The sequence below is a fragment of the Curtobacterium sp. DN_7.5 genome (assembly GCF_022655355.1).
Taxonomy (GTDB): Bacteria; Actinomycetota; Actinomycetes; order Actinomycetales; family Microbacteriaceae; genus Curtobacterium; species Curtobacterium luteum.
The window spans coordinates 3,202,734-3,216,688 of sequence record NZ_CP093378.1 but is presented as its reverse complement, the minus strand read 5'-3'; the positions used below and the strand labels follow the sequence as shown (position 1 = coordinate 3,216,688).

The 13,955-nt window shown below is 69.3% G+C and carries 24 protein-coding genes; 2 read left to right on the top strand and 22 right to left on the bottom strand.

Going from position 1 to position 13,955, the window contains the following annotated elements; translation table 11 throughout:
* Positions 1 to 16: 16 nt before the first annotated feature.
* The 9 genes from MON03_RS15070 to MON03_RS15030 all read right to left on the bottom strand — a co-directional run bounded on the left by MON03_RS15070 (position 17) and on the right by MON03_RS15030 (position 6,390).
* The gene (locus MON03_RS15070) at positions 17 to 253 is read right to left on the bottom strand and encodes a hypothetical protein (RefSeq protein ID WP_242089244.1); all 237 of its coding nucleotides are present in this window, start codon (positions 251 to 253) and stop codon (positions 17 to 19) included.
* Positions 250 to 1,170, bottom strand: a complete 921-nt coding sequence (locus MON03_RS15065) for a phage major capsid protein (RefSeq protein WP_242089243.1) — start codon at positions 1,168 to 1,170, stop codon at positions 250 to 252. The genes MON03_RS15070 and MON03_RS15065 overlap by 4 nt, the downstream gene beginning before the upstream one ends.
* A gap of 21 nt (positions 1,171 to 1,191) precedes the next feature.
* Entirely contained in the window at positions 1,192 to 1,740 is a 549-nt protein-coding gene (locus MON03_RS15060; RefSeq protein WP_242089242.1) for a hypothetical protein, read from the bottom strand.
* A gap of 82 nt (positions 1,741 to 1,822) precedes the next feature.
* Complete coding sequence (locus MON03_RS15055; RefSeq protein WP_242089241.1) at positions 1,823 to 2,506, bottom strand: VG15 protein; 684 nt, start codon at positions 2,504 to 2,506, stop codon at positions 1,823 to 1,825.
* Positions 2,490 to 3,899 (bottom strand): phage portal protein, encoded by a 1,410-nt coding sequence (locus MON03_RS15050; RefSeq protein WP_242089240.1) that lies wholly within the window; start codon positions 3,897 to 3,899, stop codon positions 2,490 to 2,492. The genes MON03_RS15055 and MON03_RS15050 overlap by 17 nt, the downstream gene beginning before the upstream one ends.
* Positions 3,896 to 5,419: a hypothetical protein gene (locus MON03_RS15045; RefSeq protein ID WP_242089239.1), complete on the bottom strand. Its 1,524-nt coding sequence runs from the start codon at positions 5,417 to 5,419 to the stop codon at positions 3,896 to 3,898. The genes MON03_RS15050 and MON03_RS15045 overlap by 4 nt, the downstream gene beginning before the upstream one ends.
* On the bottom strand, positions 5,361 to 5,666 hold the full coding sequence (locus tag MON03_RS15040; RefSeq protein ID WP_242089238.1) for a hypothetical protein: 306 nt from the start codon (positions 5,664 to 5,666) through the stop codon (positions 5,361 to 5,363). Before MON03_RS15040 ends, MON03_RS15045 begins: the two co-directional genes overlap by 59 nt.
* A gap of 207 nt (positions 5,667 to 5,873) precedes the next feature.
* Entirely contained in the window at positions 5,874 to 6,149 is a 276-nt protein-coding gene (locus MON03_RS15035) for an HNH endonuclease (RefSeq protein ID WP_242089237.1), read from the bottom strand.
* Between the two features lie 7 nt (positions 6,150 to 6,156).
* Positions 6,157 to 6,390 carry a hypothetical protein gene (locus tag MON03_RS15030; RefSeq protein ID WP_242089235.1) on the bottom strand — a complete coding sequence of 78 codons (234 nt, stop codon included), beginning with the start codon at positions 6,388 to 6,390 and terminating at the stop codon, positions 6,157 to 6,159.
* 76 nt (positions 6,391 to 6,466) lie between these two features.
* Here MON03_RS15030 and MON03_RS15025 point away from each other — a divergent pair, with 76 nt between their 5' ends.
* The gene (locus MON03_RS15025; protein ID WP_242089233.1) at positions 6,467 to 7,417 is read left to right on the top strand and encodes a toll/interleukin-1 receptor domain-containing protein; all 951 of its coding nucleotides are present in this window, start codon (positions 6,467 to 6,469) and stop codon (positions 7,415 to 7,417) included.
* On the opposite strand, the gene MON03_RS15020 is transcribed toward MON03_RS15025, so the two are convergent.
* From MON03_RS15020 to MON03_RS15010, 3 genes are all read right to left on the bottom strand, one after another.
* Positions 7,408 to 7,587 carry a hypothetical protein gene (locus tag MON03_RS15020; RefSeq protein WP_242089231.1) on the bottom strand — a complete coding sequence of 60 codons (180 nt, stop codon included), beginning with the start codon at positions 7,585 to 7,587 and terminating at the stop codon, positions 7,408 to 7,410. The genes MON03_RS15025 and MON03_RS15020 overlap by 10 nt on opposite strands.
* An 11-nt stretch (positions 7,588 to 7,598) precedes the next feature.
* Positions 7,599 to 7,775 (bottom strand): hypothetical protein, encoded by a 177-nt coding sequence (locus tag MON03_RS15015; protein WP_242089229.1) that lies wholly within the window; start codon positions 7,773 to 7,775, stop codon positions 7,599 to 7,601.
* Between the two features lie 652 nt (positions 7,776 to 8,427).
* Positions 8,428 to 8,646, bottom strand: coding sequence for a hypothetical protein (locus tag MON03_RS15010; RefSeq protein WP_242089227.1), 219 nt, complete (start codon positions 8,644 to 8,646; stop codon positions 8,428 to 8,430).
* Between the two features lie 48 nt (positions 8,647 to 8,694).
* Between MON03_RS15010 and MON03_RS15005 the strand changes: the two genes are divergently transcribed.
* On the top strand, positions 8,695 to 9,345 hold the full coding sequence (locus MON03_RS15005; protein WP_242089225.1) for a hypothetical protein: 651 nt from the start codon (positions 8,695 to 8,697) through the stop codon (positions 9,343 to 9,345).
* Here the strand turns inward: MON03_RS15005 and MON03_RS15000 are convergent.
* The 10 genes from MON03_RS15000 to MON03_RS14955 are packed head-to-tail and all read right to left on the bottom strand — an operon-like array spanning position 9,328 to position 13,905.
* Positions 9,328 to 9,957, bottom strand: coding sequence for a hypothetical protein (locus MON03_RS15000; RefSeq protein WP_242089223.1), 630 nt, complete (start codon positions 9,955 to 9,957; stop codon positions 9,328 to 9,330). The genes MON03_RS15005 and MON03_RS15000 overlap by 18 nt on opposite strands.
* Positions 9,954 to 10,736, bottom strand: coding sequence for a hypothetical protein (locus tag MON03_RS14995; protein ID WP_242089221.1), 783 nt, complete (start codon positions 10,734 to 10,736; stop codon positions 9,954 to 9,956). Before MON03_RS14995 ends, MON03_RS15000 begins: the two co-directional genes overlap by 4 nt.
* Positions 10,733 to 10,873 carry a hypothetical protein gene (locus tag MON03_RS14990; RefSeq protein ID WP_242089219.1) on the bottom strand — a complete coding sequence of 47 codons (141 nt, stop codon included), beginning with the start codon at positions 10,871 to 10,873 and terminating at the stop codon, positions 10,733 to 10,735. The genes MON03_RS14995 and MON03_RS14990 overlap by 4 nt, the downstream gene beginning before the upstream one ends.
* Positions 10,870 to 11,184 carry a DUF4326 domain-containing protein gene (locus MON03_RS14985; RefSeq protein ID WP_242089217.1) on the bottom strand — a complete coding sequence of 105 codons (315 nt, stop codon included), beginning with the start codon at positions 11,182 to 11,184 and terminating at the stop codon, positions 10,870 to 10,872. Before MON03_RS14985 ends, MON03_RS14990 begins: the two co-directional genes overlap by 4 nt.
* The gene (locus MON03_RS14980) at positions 11,184 to 11,723 is read right to left on the bottom strand and encodes a single-stranded DNA-binding protein (protein ID WP_242089215.1); all 540 of its coding nucleotides are present in this window, start codon (positions 11,721 to 11,723) and stop codon (positions 11,184 to 11,186) included. The genes MON03_RS14985 and MON03_RS14980 overlap by 1 nt, the downstream gene beginning before the upstream one ends.
* Complete coding sequence (locus MON03_RS14975; RefSeq protein ID WP_242089213.1) at positions 11,720 to 11,935, bottom strand: hypothetical protein; 216 nt, start codon at positions 11,933 to 11,935, stop codon at positions 11,720 to 11,722. The genes MON03_RS14980 and MON03_RS14975 overlap by 4 nt, the downstream gene beginning before the upstream one ends.
* Positions 11,932 to 12,282, bottom strand: a complete 351-nt coding sequence (locus MON03_RS14970) for a hypothetical protein (RefSeq protein ID WP_242089211.1) — start codon at positions 12,280 to 12,282, stop codon at positions 11,932 to 11,934. Before MON03_RS14970 ends, MON03_RS14975 begins: the two co-directional genes overlap by 4 nt.
* Positions 12,279 to 12,722, bottom strand: coding sequence for a replicative helicase loader/inhibitor (locus tag MON03_RS14965; protein WP_242089209.1), 444 nt, complete (start codon positions 12,720 to 12,722; stop codon positions 12,279 to 12,281). Before MON03_RS14965 ends, MON03_RS14970 begins: the two co-directional genes overlap by 4 nt.
* Entirely contained in the window at positions 12,719 to 13,504 is a 786-nt protein-coding gene (locus MON03_RS14960; protein WP_242089207.1) for a hypothetical protein, read from the bottom strand. The genes MON03_RS14965 and MON03_RS14960 overlap by 4 nt, the downstream gene beginning before the upstream one ends.
* Positions 13,504 to 13,905 carry an HNH endonuclease gene (locus MON03_RS14955; RefSeq protein ID WP_242089205.1) on the bottom strand — a complete coding sequence of 134 codons (402 nt, stop codon included), beginning with the start codon at positions 13,903 to 13,905 and terminating at the stop codon, positions 13,504 to 13,506. Before MON03_RS14955 ends, MON03_RS14960 begins: the two co-directional genes overlap by 1 nt.
* Between the last annotated feature and the right edge of the window lie 50 nt (positions 13,906 to 13,955).

Here is a 13,955-nt window from a genome sequence, read left to right as displayed (position 1 = left end):
GACCGCCCCCTTCCTGTCACTCCGACTCGACGCCGAGGGCGGCGAGGATGTCGGGCTTCGACTTGGCGTCGCCGAGGTCGATGTCGTGCTCGACGGCGTACGCCTTGAGCTGCGGCACCTTCCACGACACGGCCGGGTCGCCTTCGGGGACCTCGACCGCGCCCTCGACCGGCTTCCACTTCCCGCCGATGCGGGCGGCGAGCTCGTCGTCGACGTCGAGGAGCACGCCGTGCTCCGTCTTGAACTGGGTCATGCTGCGGCCTCCTGGATGACGGCGAAGCGGTCGGCGAAGACGTACCAGCCGTAGACGATCTCGAGACGCAGGGCGATCTGGTTCTTGCGCTTGAGGTCACCCTGGCCATCCGGGTCGCCGTACCGGATGATCTCGACGGGCAGCTCCCGCTGGACACCCCAGCGGATGCCGTTCTGGAAGTCGCCGACGATGCCGCGGACGCGAGTGTCGGCCGCTGCCTCCGGGAGACCGGAGACCGTGTCGCCCTGTGCGGCGGGGATCCCGAGGAAGTCGGTGATGTTCGTACCGAAGCCGAGCCCCGGGTACCGGGGCGTACCGGTCGGCTGACCACCCGAGAGCGCCTGCAGGCCCGCGAGGTCCCACGAGAGCTTCGGGTCGATCGCGAAGCCGTTCACGGCCTTGCTGTCGTTGACGAGCAGGCCGACGGCCGCGCGCACCTCCGCGTCCGCGTCGACGCCGGCCTGGCGGATGACGCGCTTCGTGGTCGCGGTGACGTAGTTGTCCCACCCGTTGATGACCGTGCCGCTCAGCGGGTTGATGCGGTGCACGAGGCCCAGGTCCAGGCCGCGGGAGAGCGCGACCTCGCCGGCGTCGGCGACCTCGCGGAGGACACCGAGCTGGTAGTCCTCGTCCAGCCACTGCACCTCCTCGTTGAACCGCAGCGTGACCTGGCCCTTGTGGGGCTTGGCGGTCACGGAGCCGAACGACGTGCCCTGGGAGGCCTTGTCGGCGCCTTCCTCGACGAACTCCATCTTCGGGATGTCGTTGAAGGTGATGTAGTCGGTCGTGCCGAAGCGCTGGGGCTCACGGGGCGAGAGTCGCGCGACGGTCGACGTGGTCTTGGTGCCCTTGACCATGCCGTCAGCGATGTTCCGCGGCATGAGCACCTTGGCGTCGTTGGTGCCGAAAACGGCCATGACGTGGTGTCCTTTCGGAGGTCAGTCCCCGGAGCCGAACAGCGTGCGCACCGCAGCGCGCTCGTCGTCGACCTTCGGGATGGTGTGACGGCCCTCGCGCGGCGCGTGGGGGCCCTGCTTCTTCCGGTCTGCCTCACGCTCGGCCAGGCGCTTCGCCTGGTTCGTGAGGGTTTCCTCGTCCGTGCCGGTGAGGAACAGATCGCGGTCCTCGGCACTGATCCCGTGCTTCGCGGCGATGTCGCTGCGGAGCGCGCGGGCCTCGGCGGCCGCGTACTTCCCCTCGAGGTCCGAGAGCTTGTCCTCGACGCTCTTCGCGCCTTCGGCCTTCGACTTCAGGTCGTCGTAGTCCGCGTACTTGGCCTTCTCGCGGCCGACACGGTCCCGGACGATCTGGTCGAGTTCGGCCTGGGTGAAGGTCTTGCTCTGCTTGTCCTCGTCACCCTGCTTGCCGTTGTCGCCACCACCTGCGCCGCCGTCGGCGGGGTCGGTGGAGTCGATGAACCGGAGCCAGGGGCGGTAGTGCGCAGGCTGGAACAGCGGTCCTCGGGCGGTGATGGGGGTGGTGTTCATCGGTACGTTCCGTTTCTGTCCCGTCGGACGTCAGACCGGCCTGAAACGCGGCCGTAGCGTTCTCCCCAGCGGGGAAGTCGTGTCACCCGTGGGTGTCCGGGTAGTTCTCGTTGAGGTAGGCGCGGATGTAGGCGCGCTGCGCCGGCGTCCGGCTGCGCTTCGACGCGAGGTACTGCACCGCGTTCGCCTCGGGGCCGTGCTCGCCGCCCTTGAAGACCGGGTAGGCGGTGCAGTGGCAGTGCGGGTGTGCGGCGAAGTTCGCCGAGCGCTCGCGGTACACGGCGCCGCGGTCGGCGAGCATCCGGCAGAACTTGCAGCCGCCGGCCGCCGAGCGGGCCCAGCCGATCGAGTCCGGGTCGCGCTTCCGGTTGTCGAGGATCGTGTCCCGGTACGGCCGCGCCGTCTCGAGCTGCACTACCTGCGCCAGCCGACCGTCGACGTCGTCGCCGTCGTGCGTGGCGCCGAACAGCGGCTCGGCCGCCCAGGCGATGCCGCGGCGGATCTTCACGACCCGGTCCGCGACGGTGACCGTCACCTGGAACGACGTCCGCGCCCGCGCGAGCTCTCGCGACTCCTCGTAGAAGTCCGCCGCGAGCGCCGCGGAGCCGTCGGAGTAGTAGCCGATGAGTGACGGGACGGTGTCGAGCAGCTGCAGCCGCCGAGCCTCGGGTGTCCCGGAGGTGGAGGCGAACACGGCCTGCGCGTCTTCGACCGCCGCGGCGGTGACGAGCTGCAGGTCCGCGCGCGACTCACTCGGCGTTGCCACTGGTCGGCGTCCGGTTCGCGAGCGCGGCGATCACCGCGCGGCCCTGGATGCGCTGCTTCTCGGCGAGCGCCTCCTTGATGTCCGGCTCGGACAGGCCGAGGAGCTTCAGGCCCACGCGCGTCTCGCCGAGCCACGACACGGCGGAGATCTGCTTGCTGCCGGCGTCGGCCTGCGCCGCCTTCGACAGGTAGAGCGGGTTCCGCCAGTCCGGGACGATCGTGTTGTACGCCTTCGGGACCTCGGTGAGACCGTTCTTCATTGCGAGCGCCCGGGCGACCGTCCGCCGGATCCCGATGCCCCAGTCCGACATCGCTCCTTCCGCCTCGGCGAGGAGCGCGTCGCGTCCTTGGACGTAGGAGCCCTCCGACGTCGGGTTCGCCATGTCGGTGAGCGCGAAGTCCTGGTCGGGCAGGTCGAACTCGCGAGCCTCGAGCTTGGCGAGAGCGTTGAGCTGGGCGAGGTGCGGCTGCGGCGACTCCGCGGCGAACTGCTTCACGTCCGGCCGGCCGAGTTCGGGGTCGGTGTCGTCGTCGTCGGGGATGCCGAAGATGCGTCCCATCGCGACCTGCCAGGACGACTTGTAGGTGCCGTCCTCGTTCTTGAACATCGAGTCGCTGCCGCCGAGGAGAACCATCTTCGGGATGGCGTAGATGTCCATGTGCGCCTCGAGGCGCATCATCGCCCGGATGGCGGCTTCCTGGTGCGAGATCGCGGGACGAGTCATGCGAGACCGGCCCATGCGGCGGCCGGCGCGCGGCTTGTAGATCTGCGGCTCGACCGGGACGCCGAACGTGTGCTCGGACCGCTCGACCTGCCACCACCCGTCCTCCTGCCAGGCGTTGATGACCAGGTCGGGGAGGTACAGGGCGAAGCCGGTCACCGTGTTCGAGCCGTTCAGGTCGCGCGAGGTCACCGAGATGAAGCTGTCGAGCATGCGGGTTCGGGGGTTCCACATCCCGGTCGCGTTGAGGCCGTCACGAGCGGTGACGAGCACGTCGGGCTCGCCGTCCCCGCCCCGGGTGGTGACGAGGTAGGAGACGCCGTGCACGAGCGAGTCGGTGCGGGCCTGCGACAGCTCCGACAGCAGGAACGTGCTGTCCTCGAGGTCCTGCATGCCGATCGAGTCGAGGTCGCCCCCGGTCCACGCGAACCGGTCGATGTTGCAGCGGCGGGCAAGCCCGTCGACGCCCTTCGCGCACCAGCCGAGCACGAGGCCGAGCTTCTGGTACTGCGGCGGGATGACCCCGCCGACCTGGCTCGTCGCGCGCTTCCCGTCGTAGATCGCGGCCCGGCGGAGGTTCCGGTACGTCTTCTCGTCGAGCTGCGTCAGCAGCTCGTTCACGATGTCGTTCTCGTCGTCGGACAGCGCGTTCACGCGGAGCGTTTCGGTCACAGCACGACCGCCTTCCTGTCTCCGGTGCGGCGCCGCGTCGGCCGCTTCACGTTGGTGCTCTGCGCGCCCCAGAGGGCGAGGGTCTCGGCGACGATCGGGGTGATGTCGGACGCCTTGTCCTTGCGGTTCCACGCCCAGCCGCCGCCGACGGTCCGCTTCCGCGCGACCGACAGGGCGACGTTCACCTGCGGCTGGTTCGTGTGCCGGACGGACTCGTCGTGCACGGCATCGAAGAACTTCGCGCAGGCGATGGCCATGTCACGTCCCTCCGCAGCTGCGAGGGTGACCTCGACATCGGTGCCGGTCAGGAAGTGCCGGCCGCGGCGCTCCTCGGTGAGGCCGGCCATCTCGTCGACGACGACCGCGTGGAGCTGGTTCTTCTCCGTCGTCTTCACGACCCACGGGATGACCCAGTCGACGCCCTTGCGCTGCTCGTCGAGCTCGACGTGCCACAGCCCGTCGGGGCGGAGGCCGCTGAGCGCGACGGCGGCGACGGAACGGTCCGGCGGGACGTCGATCGCGAGCGTCAGCCGGTCGATCGCCATCGAGGACGGGTCCTGGACCTTGCTCCACGTCGGCTCGTCGATGACGACCGCGTCGTTCTTCGGGTCCCAGATGCCACGACCCTCGCGGTTCCACGAGTCGTCGTCCTTCAGGTTCTTCCGCAGTCGCAGCAGCGACTCCCGCGGCGTGCGCAGCGGGTAGGACGGGTTCATGACCGGCCATTGCGTCTCGTCGTTCGGGTCCGAGTCGGGGTCGGCGCTGATCTCGAGCCAGATGGCGTCCTCGGCCTCGCCGTCGTGCGCCTCGTCGCGGCGCTGACGGAACGACTCCGACGGATCCGCCTCACGAGGCGGCGTGCCCATGAAGAACAGGAGCGCTCCGTGCTCGTGCCGGGCCTGGTTCGTCGCGGCGACCATGTCCTCGAGCGCCTTCGTGTCGAGGATTTGCGCCTCGTCGAAGACCTCGATGTCGACCTCATCGAAGCCGCGACCGAAGCCCATCTTCCGAGAGCCGAACATGATCGTCGACCCGTTGCGGAACACGGCCTGCTGCTCGCTGTGGGAGGACCGCAGCCCCTTCCGGCCCGGAGCGAGGTGCGGCCGGACGAGCTTCCGCTGGCAGATGCCGCGCAGCGACGTGAACGTCTTCGTCGACGTACTCAGGTGGTGTGCGGTCCACACGACCTGCAGCCCCGGGTACAGGATGCACAGCACCACGAGCATCGCGAGCACGAAGTACGTCTTCCCGACCTGGCGGGGGATCGACATGCCGATGCCACCCACCGTCGCGACGTACTTCCCGTCGACGCCGTAACCGAGGCAGACCGTGCCGAGCTGCTGCTGCCACCAGTCGAAGCCGAGCCCGATCTCCGAGCCCTTCGCCTCCACCCGCGGCCAAACCGTCTTCGCGATGCCGGACGGGAAGACGAACTTCTTCGCGTACTGCGACAGCCGCAGGTCAGACGGCGTCGACGTCGAAGTCCCCGTCTTCGACTGCGTCGGCGCCGCTGCTGGCATTGTCTGCGTCCTCCCGGGCGTCGAACGCCTCGATCTCACGCACCGTCTCGAGCAGACGCTTCGTCAGCGCCGCGAGATCGCGTGCAGGGGTGTTCGGGTTCTCAACCGCGACCGCGATCCGGTCACGCGTCGCCTCGAGCAGCTCCCGGACCGTGCCTGTCCGAGCCGCCTCCGAGACCGTCTTCGCCCGAACCGGCAGATCGTCCTCGGTGACCGCGCGCAGCTTCCGATCAGCCACCAGGACCACCTCCTCGGCGTCATCGAAGCCCCGGAGGTCGGCAGGAGACGGTCAGGGAGGCCGGAACGGTCAGTGTGGAAAAAAGCGTGGGGGGAGAGAGCGCCTATCCCCGGAGGTACTTCGTAGGGTGGCGTGGGGGGTCCTCCCCCTGGGGTCAGGGTCGTCGATCGAGGTGTCGATCGTTCCCTTCGGTCGAGTCGCTCTCGCGTGCTCGTGTCACCGTGTGAGCGAGCCGCTTCGTCGGACGATGGGAGCGACGAGTCGTGCCCGCTTCTTGCTGTTGCACTCTCGGTGCGCGGCCTGCTTGTTCTCGAGGGTGTCGGCACCCCCGAGTGCGAGGGGGATGACGTGGTCCGCGGTGAAGGATCGTGGGTCGCGCCAGTCGAGGTCGTAGTCGATGGGCTCACCGCAGATGCCGCAGGCTGGGCGTCGCTTCCGGAGTGCTGCCCTGTCTCTGTCTCGCTGCCTGGTGTTGCGTGGCTGCGTGCTCACGTCAGCGTCACCTTCGTCGTGTCCGCACGTCGAGGAGGAAGTCGGCGCGGCGGAGTGCGGCGCGTGCTTCGGCCCAGGCGATCACGGCATCCCGGTGCCGGTACGGGTGGTCCAGGGTCTGGCGCAGGCTGAGGGTCGCTGCCCTGAGGCGGAGCGTGGCCTGCAGTCGCTGGTCTGCCCGCTCTCGGTGGCGGATCAGCCAGCCCGTGATGCCCGTCGCCCGGGCCTCGTGCTGCGTCATCGTCAGCCCCTGTCGTCGTTGGGTCGCGACGGGTCACGTGGCCGAGGGTGCCTCAGATACCGGTAGCCTCGGCCAGGTGAAGATCTTCATCAGCTGGTCTGGTCCGCGAGAGAAGGCAGTGGCCGAGGCCCTGCGAGACACACTGCCGATCCTGTGCACGGCCGAGGTGGATGTCTTCGTGTCGAGTAAGAGCATTGCCAAGGGCGCTGCGGGCATTGAAGTCATCAACGCCGAGCTTGCGTCAGCGGAGTACGGCATCGTCCTCGTCTCGCGCTCTAACCAGACTGAGCCGTGGCTGAACTACGAGGGAGGCTGGCTTGCGAGTCTCGATCGTCCTGTTTCAACCGTATTGCTTGACCTCCGCATCAGTGACATCACAACTCCGCTGGCCCCCCGCCAAGCGACGAACTTCGCAGATGCTGAGGACATGGCAGAACTCCTTCGTCAGGTTGCGAAGACCGCTAATCCCGGACTGCATGACGAAGCCTTCGCGGCAGTGCTGGGCTCCGTCTGGCCAAAAATTCGCGATGCGTGGGACCCATCACCCGAGGACGCCGACGAAGCGCCCCTTCGAAGTGACAGCGACATGCTCTCCGAACTCGTTGAGCGGGTGCGCAGAATCGAGGAAACCGGTGATGCTACTCACTCCATGTCGATTGACGCGCAACACCGCGCCATCCTCGCGGACGAGCGCTCAAGACGAACGCGGACGTCCGATTCCTCAGTCGGGATGCCGACTCGCAGTGATCGCTTCCAGCGCGCTGTTCGCCGGGTCGTGGAGACGGAGTCGCATGGCGCGGTGACCGTTCTGAGTGCCCGCCTCGGACGAGAATCGGGGAACGTGACGCTGTTGGCAAGCCGCTTCACAGATGCCGATGAGGTTCGCAGGTTGCAGTCGCTTGTCCAAGGCATGGTGAGTGAGGCCATCCGTCTGCAGGTCGACGTGATCGTCGCAGATTCAGCGATCGAGCAGGATCTAGACGAAGTTGACGAGGAGTCGGCGGAGCGGGACGTCACTCACGGCTGAGAGTCGGTTGCCGCGTCGGTGAGTGGCACGTACTCGACGCGCCCGTCCGTGAACATGACGTCGACGCCGACTACCTCGCTGGCCGCGCGCTTCACGTCGAAGCGGTCCACCTCGACGTTGGACTTGTAGCCGGCGGCCTTCAGGAGTGCGCGGAGCTGGGTGAGCGTCACGGCGTGGCCTCCTAGGCGGTCGGGCGTCTCCGCTCGCGGCGGGACGTGAGGTGCCAGCCGTAGCAGAGCGGGCAGCGGTAGGCGCGCTGTTCGGTCTTCGGCCTGCTGGAACTGTCGCGGTGCTGTGCGTTCGCCATCGCGAGGAGCGCGGCGATGCGGTCGCGGTAGCGGATCTTCGTGCAGGACACGGGGCGTTCCTATCGTCGGCCACCGACGTTTCGTCCGCGAAGTGGGCGGCCGGTCCTGCCGGGGTCCGCATCGTCAGCGTGGCTTCCCACGGGGGTCTCGGCCTGAGTGAGTTCGGCAGGGTCGCAGGTGCGCCTGGGGGCACATCTCCCGTCGTGGGCGTCCTTCGCGGTACTTCTGGACCGCGTTGACGTCCCTGCCGAAGTGGTGTCCGGGGTGGACGCTGGTACGCCTCGGCCAGGAGTCGTGGCCGTCGTGGGTCGTCCATCGCGTGCATGGCGGGCGTCGCGTTGACGTCCACCCCGGTGAAGGGTTCCCCGTGCTCGGCGCCGTGGTCCGGAAGTCGCTGCGCGACCGAGATCCCCACTGGTGGCCGGTCAGGTGGCCTGGGGCGGCGGCGGGTGCGGTGTCGGTGCGTGTCGGCGGGCACGGGGAAGAAGAACCGCGGTTGTTGTCGCAGGCGCGGAGTGCTGCGAGTGGGCTACCACCATGTCCGGGTCAGCGGCCCGGGACGTCCGCTGCTTGCGCCGAGTGCGATCCTCAACCCGGCCCGGAAGCACGAACGGCCCGGACCTGCTGGGGTCCGGGCCGAATCGTGGCTTACGCGAAGCATACCGTACGACGCGGACATTCGAGACGTCCCTTGTTCGGGTGTCAGCGGTCTGCGCGGCCTCGGCGGCGGCCGTGCTCGGCGGCCCAGGCGGTGACCTGTCGGAGCGTCGTGTAACGGGTGCCGTCGATCTCGCGGACCTCGAGGCCGGCGGCCGCCCATCTCCGGAGCGTGCGCTCATCGCGGCGGATGGTGCGCGCTGCGGTGGCGAGTGGGATGAGGTCGTCGCGCGGGTCATGGTGCAGCTGGGTCGGGCTGTGCATGATGCGGTTCCCTTTCTGGTGTATCCGGCCGCGCGGTAGCGTCAGCCCGTGATGCTCCTGACGATCGAGTGGCAGCCGTGGTTCTCCTACGGGTGGTGGCACGACATCGGAGTGCCGACCCTCGGAGCAATGGGAGCGATCGCGGTTGGGGCGGGGGCGATCGTCGTCGCGCTGCACGGCAACCGAATTGCGCAGCGAGCGGTCGAACGGGAAACCAAGGCGCGTGAGGATGCCGATGCCGCAGCCAAGCGGGCCCATCGTGCAGAGCTTGGCCTGCTGTGCAGTCAGTGGCTGACAGCAGCGGTTGACGAGATCCTGCATCCCCTGCACAACGAAGTGACCGCGGGGGGACATGGCGTCAGCGGGTCCTTCAGTCGCAGGGTTTCCGATCGGTCGAGCGGTGATCTCAAGCAGGAGCTCGACGTCCGCGCTGCGTCGGTCGGTCAGCACGGTAGAGAGCTGGTGAAGTCGATCGCCGATCGGCTCGATCAGATGGGGAATCTCGACACCTCGAGAGGGCGAGCGCTGACGATCCTCGGCCATCGGTACTCGCTGCAGTCGATCGCCGCGTGGGTGGCTGACCATGAGGCATGGTGGGTGCGAGAACAGGAAGCCCGCCGGTACGAAGCTGATTTCGATCGGTGGAAGGCGCACCTACCGGCAGGCTACCTCGACGGCTCGTCAGGGGACGCGGAGTAGCGCATCCTCACGGCTTCCGCGCGCGTCGTGCACGCTTCGGGTCGCGGTCGGCCCGGTCGTCTGCAGCAGCTGCCATGCGCCCAGCCCGGCGAGCTTGGTGCTGGTCATCCGGTCGGCTTCACCGCGCGGGCTGATGACGTCCCAGTCGCCGGCGGTCGATCGCCACGCGAGCCACCGGTGGCGGGTGCCCTCGTTCTCGACCATGATGACCGAGTCGCGGGGGAGCGCGTCGAGCGCACGCGCAGCGTCTGCAGTCGGGTTCGCGGCGCGATCGGCAGCGAGGTGCTTCAGGGCCGCTTCCGCCTGTGCGATCTCGGTCACGCCGACGGGCGTGCCCAAGCCGGCCGCGGTGTTCAGCACCTTCGCCAGCTCGACGATCTGGTCCCAGTTCTCGGGGACGTCTCCGAAGAGCTCGTCAGCGGGCACCGGGTGCGGGTTGAACGACGCGAGGACGCCAACACGAAGGCCGTCGGACTCCCGCTCGACGATGTACGACGGCTGGTCCGTGTACGAGATCGGGCGGCCGTACTGCCAGTCCCGGTCGTGGTTGAACTTCCACCGGACCCGGCGCGCGTTGAGCACCTCGGCGGTGGTGGGCTGCTTCTCGGTCATGCGGGTACTCCTTCGATGCGGGGGACGGTGGTGCCGGCGGCGATCTGCCGGACGACGGAGACGAGCTTCCGGGCCGGGAGGATGTCGCCCGGGTTGACGTGGTCGCGGCTGCGCGTGAGCCGCTCCGAGGGACGGATGTCGCCGTCGGCGGACGTGGACACGAGCACGGTGGAGCAGCTCTCGCACCAGACGCGGACGTCGCGGACGTCGGCCTCGGGCGCCCATGCCGCGGTGACGCCCTCGCGGCCGCAGATGGGGCACTGCCGCTGCCAGTGCGGGCGCGGCGGCCGGGAGTCGGCGGGGAATCGGTTCGCTACGCGCTCGATCAGCGCCGCGACGAGGTTGAAGTAGGCGCCGGCGCCGACGTGCCGGCCGATGGTGTCGTGGTGCAGCAGCAGCCAGTACGTCAGGTGCTCGACTGACTCCCGGGCGCCCGCCGGCGTCGTCTCCGGCCGGAACCCGAGCGGCACCTGGTACGTGTACCGGAGCGATCGGATCAGGGGCCGCTGCACGATGCCGAGGCGTGTGCGCCAGCGGTGCGCCCACTCGAGCAGGGTGACGACGATCTCGTCCGCGTCGTCGAGCGCGACCGCGTTGACGGGCATCGCCGCGGTGCGGGACTCCATCGGGACGCCGGGCTGGCCGTCGGAGGCGACCCGGCCGGGCACGCGGTGCATGAGCACGAACTCGACGAGCTCCGCCGCGGACCCGAGCGCGATGCGGGCCCGGGCGGATGCGAGAGCGAGCGCGTCGCTGTCGTAGGTCTCGGTGATGGTCACTGGTCTCTCCTGAGGTTGTGCTCCTCGCGGAGCTGTACTGCTTGCGCGGCTCGTTGCTCGGCCGCGGCCTGGTGGGTGGGGGACTTCGGGTCGCCGTAGTCGTGCGGGCCGAGGTCGTTGCCCTGCGTGAGGGTCACGGCGTCGGTCCGTTCGCGAGCTCGAGCAGGACGTCGGCGTGGCAGGGCTGGTCGAGCGGGCACCAGCAGGCCAGATCGTGACCGGCCAGCTCGGACCGCGCTGCCTGTCGCAGGTGGCGCGCCGTGGTCTCGCGATACGCCTGGACTGCGGACGCTCGGTCGTACCGCTCCGGCCACTCGTCCCGTCGGAAGACCGGGGTGAGGTCGCCGACGCAGTACGGGTTACCCCACTTACTGGGTCGGGCGACAACGATCGCGCCCTCGGGCTTCCGCCAACCCTTGCGGCGGCTGAGCTGGATCCGCTTCGGCATCAGAACGGGGTCTCGTCGTCGTACTGGCCGGGCTGCGACCACACGTCCTGTCCCTGCGCGCCGCCCTGCTGCTGGGCGCCCTGCTGCGGCGACCACGACTGGTCCTGCTGCGGTCCGGACTGCTGCTGCCCGCCCCACGGCTGACCGCCGCCCTGCTGCTGACCGCCGCCGTTGCGCTGCGCGCGGGTGACCTGCGCGGTCGCGTATCGGAGCGAAGGGCCGATCTCGTCGACGTCGAGCACGAATCCGGTGCGCTGCTGCCCCTCGCGGTCCGTCCACGACGTCTGCCGAAGGCGGCCCTGCGCGATGACCCGAGCGCCCTTCGTCAGGCTGCCGGCGAGGTGCTCGGCGAACTCGCGCCAGACCGAAGCGCGGAGGAAGAGCGCGTCGCCGTCCTTCCACTCGTTCGCCTGCCGGTCGAAGGTGCGCGGCGTGGAAGCGATGGTGAAGTTCGCAACCGCGAGGCCGTTCTGCGTGTACCGCAGCTCGGGGTCGGCGGTGAGGTTGCCGACGACGGTGATGACGGTCTCGCCGCTCATGCCGCGTCCTCCTCAGCGGTCGCGGTCGAGGTGGTCCGGTCGAGTTGGCGGACCGCGAGCGAAGTGGTGATCGCCTCGTCGACCAAGGTGGCGAAGGCCGCTGCCAGCCGTTCGAAGCTGCCGGTCGCGCGCTGGTACGGAGCGATGCGTCGACGACGAGCACCGCGGACCTTCATCGTCGGGAAGTAGCGGGGGTTGCGGGGCTTGCTCATGCTGCCTGTCCTCTCGGGTGCGCGGCTGCTGCCGCTCGGTTCTGCGAGTACGACCGGATGGCCGCCTCGATGTCTGGCTGGTTGAAGCCGCGCCGCTCGATCTCGGCTTCGGCGTCGGCGTACTGGGCTGCCCGCCGGGCTGCCCACTCGTCGTCGGTCAGGGGGAGCGGGTGTCCGGCTCGGACGCGGTCCCAGTAGTCCGACGCGAGGAACGCGTGCGCGGTCCGCATCCGCTGGTCGGTGACCGAGCCGGGGCGCTCGTCGTCGCCGGGCGGCCGGAACCGCTCTGCCTCGACGGCGGCCGGGTCGAGCTGCGCGATGAAGTTCGCCCACGCGTCGTCGCTCACGGCTCCGGGACCTTCCTGCCGACCGAGCCCACTTCGAGCGCGCGCGGGGTCTCGACGACGCCGGCCTCGATCGCCTCCGCAGCGATCGCGAACTCCATCCGCGCCTGAGCGAGCCGCGCCGCCACCGGCCGAGGGAGCGCCTGCCGCGCCGGCCACGACGCCTCGATGAAGCCCCGTGCCTTCGCGGACCGCACGTCCTCCTCGATCGCCGTCGGCGTCTGGCGGGTGTCGACGCGGATCTGCTCGAGCAGCACGTCCAGCGACAGGTACGCGCGGGGCGACGGCTTGCGGAAGTGGTTCCGGACCGCCTGCTTCGCGGTGTCGTAGTCGACGTCGCCGAGCTCCTCGGTCCACACCGTCGCGGTCGCGGCGGAGAGCTGGCGGTTGTCGTAGCCGGCCGAGATGTAGCCGAGGAGGCGCCGGACTTCGGGCTCGTTCACGAGGTGATCTCCTGTCGCATGGTGGTGGGGTCGTGCTCGGTCATGAACGCCATGAGCTCGGCGTCGCGCTGCTGCCCGCGGGACGGGGGCGCTGCCCGGCCGGGGCGGCCGTCTCCGGCCTTCCGGCGCATCCAGTTGCGCCAGGTCGCCGGCCAGTCGGTCTTCACGCCCTTCTGCCCGGGCTGAGCGATCCAGTAGTCGACGAACACGCGGTGCTCCGCGCGGAGGTCGACGCTCGGGCACTCGACGCGCATCTGGGCGATGAGGTCGTCCTCGGGCACCCAGTGCTCGTCGAGCCGTGTCCCGCGCTTGCGCGGGGTGGTCTTCTCTTCTCCGTTAGGAGAAGAGGTCGGGTCGGGACGGGTCGGGACGGGGGCAGGGTTACGAACCTCTTTCGAACCGGGCTGTAACCCGGTTACCGACTCGGTTTCACCCTCGTCTCGGGCGCGGTTACGTTGCCGCCACTTCCGCAGCTTCTCGGCGTTCTTCTCCCGAGCCGACAGCACGTCCGCCTTCGTGGGTTGGAACTCGTCCCAGTTCACGAAGGAGTAGCCCGATGAGGTGCGCGACCAGAGGCCGGCCGTCACGAGAGCCTCGGCAACACGTCGCGTGGCGCCCAGCTCGACGATCATGTAGGTCGGGACGGCCCCGTCCTGCAGCTCCTTCGCGCTCCACGCGCCGGCGAGCGTCCACAGACCGATCGCGGCGAGACGGTCCCGGCGAGGGATGCCGAGCACCTTCCGCGACGACGGCAGCCCGTCGTCGACCTTGAACCACGGCATCAGCCGTCACCTCCCATCTGTCTTCGTGCTTGCTCGGCGCTGATTTCGCGCCAGGTGCCGACGTCGTCGTAGAGGACCCACGCCTGCCGGAGCGTCCCAAGCTCGGTCCGGAGCCAACGGCGGGCGGGGAACGTGGCAGGGTCGGCCCAGCCGGGCACTCCCCATCCGTCGTGCGCCGCCTCGACGGGGTGGTCCGTCTTCCAGAGGTGGCAATCGGGGCAGAGCAGGTGCAGGTTCGATGCCGCGGTGCGGCCGCCCTGCGAGCGGTTCTTCCGGTGGTCCCGCTGCGCGACGCCGCCACGGTGGCAGCGTTGGCAGCGCTCCTCGTCCCGCTCCGTGACGAGCGCGTACGCACGGGACTCCTCAGCCGCGGTAGGAGCTGATGTCTTCGGGCCGATCACGAGACATCTCCTGAGACTTCGGCGCGCACGTCCGTAGAACGGAGGGTGAG